Raw genomic sequence first — 4,582 nt, 5'->3', positions numbered from 1 at the left:
ACGGTTTCGTCCCCGCCGGCGCGCGCCAGCAGCTCGCCCTGTGGGCCGGCGGCGAAGCTCGAGCCCCAGAAAATCTGGCCCGGGCTGGCGCCGGTCGGGTCGGGCTCGTGCCCGACGCGGTTGGCCACCACCACCGGCAGGCCGTTGGCCACGGCATGCGCGCGCTGGATGGTGAGCCAGGCCTCCTGCTGGCGCAGCTGCTCGTCGCGGTCGTCCTGCGGATTCCAGCCGATGGCGGTGGGGTAGAGCAGCAGGTCCGCGCCGGCCAGCGCCATCAGCCGCGCGCCTTCCGGATACCACTGGTCCCAGCACACCAGCACGCCCAGCTTGCCGATCGAGGTCTTGACCGGCTGAAAGCCCAGGTCGCCGGGCGTGAAGTAGAACTTCTCGTAGTAGCCCGGATCGTCCGGGATGTGCATCTTGCGGTACTGGCCGGCGATGCTGCCGTCGCGTTCCAGCACCACGCCCAGTTCCTTCGCCAGCCGGCCCAGGCGCTCGGTGGAGGGGCCGGGGATGGGCTCGGCCAGGTCGAACAGTGCGGGGTCCTCGTGCTGGCAGAAGTACAGGCTGTTGTGCAGCTCTTGCAGCAGCACCAGCTGCGCGCCTTGGTGCGCGGCCTCGCGCGCGCCGCGCTCGCACTTGGCGAGATTGGCCTCGCGGTCCGTGGTGCAGCTCATCTGCACCAGACCGACTTTCAGCTTGCCGCTCATGTCACGACTCCCGCGGGCAGCTGCATGGTGACGCAGTGCAGGCTGCCGTACTGCCGGATCAGCGCGCGGCAGTCTACACCAATGACCTCGCGCGCCGGGAAGGCTTCGCGCAGGATTTCCAGCGCCAGCCCGTCGGCCGGGTCGGCGTAGGTCGGCGCCAGCACCGCGCCGTTGATGATGAGGAAATTCGCGTAGGTGGCCGGCAGGCGCCGGCCGCGGTCGGTCTTCGGCTGCGGCCAGGGCAGGGCCAGCAGGCGGTAACGGCGCCCGTCCGGGCGGCGCAAGGCAACGAGCTCTTCTTCCATCTTCTCGATGTCGTCGAAGTGCGGGTCGTCCACGTCGTTGCAGTCCTGGAACACGATCGTGTCGGCAGCGGCGTAACGCGCTAGCGTGTCGATGTGGCCGTCGGTGTCGTCGCCTTCCAGCGCGCCATGCTTGAGCCAGTGCACGGTGTGCACGCCGAGCAGGGCTTTGAGGCGCGCCTCGATTTGTGTGCGCGTCAGCTGCGGATTGCGGGTCGGCGCCAGCAGGCAGCTTTCGGTGGTGAGCAGGCAGCCCTCGCCGTTGACCTCGATGCCGCCGCCTTCCAGCACCAGGTCGATGTCTTCGAGCGGCGTGCTGCCGTAGGCACCCTGTTCGTGCAGCCGGCGCGTCAGCAGATTGTCGAGATCATGCGGATACTTGCCGCCCCAGCCGTTGAAACGGAAATTGAGCAGGCGCAGGCGGCCCTCGCGCAGCACGGTGATCGGGCCATGGTCGCGTGCCCAGGTATCGTTGCTCGGTGCGAGGTACAGGCGCACGCGCGCCATCTCTGCGCCGGCGGCCTGCAGACGCGCGCGCACGCGTTCCTGCACCGCAGGGTCATGGCAGGCGACCAGCAGCGTCTGGCGGCGGCTGATCTCGACGGCGATGCGGGTGAAGTCGGCCTCGGCCTCCTCGAGAATCCAGGCCCAGTCGCCCTGCGCATGCGGCCAGGTCAGCTGCACCGCGCTTTGTGGTGCCCATTCGGGCGGCAGCACCTGAGTCTGCAAATCCGGGGTTTGCATCGGGGAAGATCGGATTGAGAAAGCGCTCAGGGCGCGGTGGCGGGCAGCAGCTCTTCCTTGCGGTAGATTTCCGCCGGACGGTCTTTCTGCACCGCGTGCAGCACCGTGCGATACTCGAAGAACACCGAAAAGCCGTCGTAGTCCCAGCGGGTGATCGGCGGCTGGCCGACCGCGGGATGGCGGGTCAGCGGGGCGCCGTACTCGCGCTCGACCTGATCCATACGCATGCCGCGGCGTGGCAGCGTGCGCGGCGGCGCCGGTTCGGCCGGTGGCGCCGGCATTTCCAGCACGTCGCCCTTCTGCTCTTCGAGCACGGTCTTTTCCTCGGGCATGGCGTCTTCGCTGACCGCGGTCTCCGGCGTGTCCTCCGTCAGGGGCTCGACCTCGACGGCCGGCGCCGGCTCGCCTTCCTCCTGCGCCTGCAAGGGGCCGCCGAGCGCACAGCAGGCGAGGATCTGCAGCAGGGCGAAGATGCGGTACGTCATGCGCACGTCTCCTGATGTGCGTAGGCGAGTATGGACTATAACACTCTGTGCCGGTTGCAAAAAATATCCCGACCTGGTCACCAGCGTTGCCAGCCGCGCCAGCCGGCTGGCCCGTTTCACATGCGGGGGACGTGCCGTCCTCGCGCGCCTTGATGCGATGGAGCCGAGTCTAGGCGCGAACCAGCGCAGGAGGCGTTTGCTGTGCATTGCAGCAGACGGATATGCTCTAATGATCGGCCCATGCTGCGTCCCATCGAGCTCTACATCGGCTTGCGCTACACGCGCGCCAAGCGCCGCAACCATTTCATCTCCTTCATCTCGGCGATCTCGATGGCCGGCATCGCGCTGGGCGTGACTGCGCTGATCACGGTGCTCTCGGTGATGAACGGCTTCGAGCGCGAGCTGCGCGAGCGCATCCTCGGCATGGCCTCGCACGCCACCGTGTCCGGCTACCGCCAGCCGCTGTCGGACTGGACCGGGGTGCGGGAACTGGCGCTGGCCAGCGACCTCGGCATCGTCGGCGCCGCCCCCTACATCGAGGGCGAGGGCATGCTCCGGCACGGCGACAAGCTCAGCGGCACGCTGCTGCGCGGCGTGCTGCCGGAGCACGAGACGGAAGTTTCCGACGTCGGCGAGCACATGCTCGAAGGCGGGCTGGCGGCGCTGCAGCCAGGCGCCTTCAACCTGGTCGTCGGCAAGGAGCTGGCCGAAGCACTGGGCGTAGGCGCGGGCGACAAGGTGGACCTCATGGTCCCGCAGGCGACGGTGACGCCGGCTGGCGTGATGCCGCGCTTCCGCCGCTTCACCATTGCCGGCGTGTTCCAGGTCGGCATGTACGAGTACGACCGCAGCCTGGTGCTGATGCACCTCGACGACGCGGCGGCACTGTACCGCATGGGCGCTGACGTGAGCGGCGTGCGCCTGAAGCTTGCGGACATGTTCCGGGCGCCGCGCGTGAGCCGCGCGCTGGCGCAACGGCTGCCTGCCGGTACTTACTACGTCACCGACTGGACCCAGCAGCACGCCAACTTCTTCCGCGCGATCGCCACCGAGAAGACGGTGATGTTCATCATCCTGACGCTGATCGTGGCGGTGGCGGCGTTCAACATCGTCTCCACGCTGGTGATGGTAGTGACCGACAAGCAGGCGGACATCGCCATCCTGCGTACGCTCGGCGCGACCCCGCGCAGCATCATGGCGATCTTCATGGTGCAGGGTTCGCTGATCGGCGTGATCGGCACGCTGGCCGGCGTGGCCGGTGGCGTGCTGCTGGCCATCAATGTCGAGAACATCGTGCCCGCGATCGAGCGCCTGATCGGCCAGCAGTTCCTGTCCTCGGACGTGTACTACATCACCCAGCTCAAGGGCGAGCTGCACTGGGGCGATGTGGCGAAAATCGCGATCGTGTCGCTGGTCCTGGGGCTGGTCTCGACGCTGTATCCGGCGCTGCGCGCGGCGCGCATCATGCCGGCGGAGGCACTCCGGTATGAATGACGAGCCATCCGACGCGCCTGTGGCTAACGGGTCCGCTATCGTGGCCAAAGGTCTGGGCAAGACCTTCGACGACGGCCGGCTGCGCGTGGAAGTGCTCAGGCGCATCGAGCTGCAGGTGGCGGCGGGCGAGCGTCTGGCGATCGTCGGCGCCTCCGGCTCGGGTAAGAGCACCCTGCTGCACCTGCTCGGCGGGCTGGACGAGCCCACCGCGGGTGAGGTCTGGATCGGCGCGGACTGCATGTCGCGGCTGGACGACGCCGAGCGCGGGCGGCTGCGCAACCGGCGCCTGGGCTTCATCTACCAGTTCCACCACCTGCTGCCGGAGTTCACCGCGCTGGAAAACGTCGCCATGCCGCTCTTGCTGCGGCGCATGGACGGCGCGGCGGCGTTCGCGCAGGCGCGCGCGCTGCTCGAGCGCGTCGGCCTCGGCCAGCGGCTGGAGCACAAGCCGGGCGAACTGTCCGGCGGTGAGCGCCAGCGCGCGGCCGTGGCGCGCGCCCTGGTCACGCGGCCGGCCTGCGTGCTGGCCGACGAGCCGACCGGTAACCTCGACGCACGCAACGCCGAGCAGGTCTACGAACTGATGCTCGAACTCAACCGGGAACTCAATACCAGTCTGGTCGTGGTCACCCATGATCCCCGGCTGGCCGAACGCATGGATCGCGTATGTCAGCTCCAGGACGGACAGCTGCACCCGACGTAAGGCTGCTCGCCCTCGGCCTTCTCGCCGGCATTCTTGTCATCTACGCGCTGCCGCAGCTGCCGCCCTGGCCGCTGCTGCTGGTTCCGCTGCCGCTGCTGGTGCCGCGCTGGCCCGGGCGCGCAGCGCTGGCCGCGGCGCTGCTGG

6 protein-coding genes are annotated in these 4,582 nt (G+C 68.6%); 3 read left to right on the top strand and 3 right to left on the bottom strand.

Translation table 11 applies throughout. From position 1 onward, the window contains the following. From VNJ47_00450 to VNJ47_00440, 3 genes are all read right to left on the bottom strand, one after another. The coding region (locus tag VNJ47_00450; GenBank protein HXG27303.1) for a carbon-nitrogen hydrolase at window positions 1-710 on the bottom strand (710 nt) is incomplete at its 3' end. Further along, window positions 707-1,756, bottom strand: a complete 1,050-nt coding sequence (locus VNJ47_00445; GenBank protein ID HXG27302.1) for an agmatine deiminase family protein — start codon at window positions 1,754-1,756, stop codon at window positions 707-709. The genes VNJ47_00450 and VNJ47_00445, both read right to left, overlap by 4 nt. Before the next feature lie 26 nt (window positions 1,757-1,782). After that, a complete protein-coding gene (locus VNJ47_00440; GenBank protein HXG27301.1) occupies window positions 1,783-2,241 on the bottom strand; it encodes a hypothetical protein in 459 nt (152 codons plus the stop codon). Window positions 2,242-2,481: 240 nt separating this feature from the next. On the opposite strand from VNJ47_00440, the gene VNJ47_00435 reads away from it, so the two are divergent. From VNJ47_00435 to VNJ47_00425, 3 genes are all read left to right on the top strand, one after another. Beyond that, the gene (locus VNJ47_00435; protein HXG27300.1) at window positions 2,482-3,735 is read left to right on the top strand and encodes a lipoprotein-releasing ABC transporter permease subunit; all 1,254 of its coding nucleotides are present in this window, start codon (window positions 2,482-2,484) and stop codon (window positions 3,733-3,735) included. Further along, window positions 3,728-4,438, top strand: coding sequence for a lipoprotein-releasing ABC transporter ATP-binding protein LolD (gene lolD, locus VNJ47_00430; GenBank protein ID HXG27299.1), 711 nt, complete (start codon window positions 3,728-3,730; stop codon window positions 4,436-4,438). The genes VNJ47_00435 and lolD overlap by 8 nt, the downstream gene beginning before the upstream one ends. After that, a partial coding sequence (locus tag VNJ47_00425; GenBank protein ID HXG27298.1) for a hypothetical protein occupies window positions 4,402-4,582 on the top strand: 181 nt, incomplete at its 3' end. The genes lolD and VNJ47_00425, both read left to right, overlap by 37 nt.

The organism is Nevskiales bacterium, assembly GCA_035574475.1.
Classification (GTDB): Bacteria; Pseudomonadota; Gammaproteobacteria; order Nevskiales; family DATLYR01; genus DATLYR01.
Note: the sequence above shows the minus strand (reverse complement) of the source record. Positions and strands in the feature narration are given on the sequence as shown.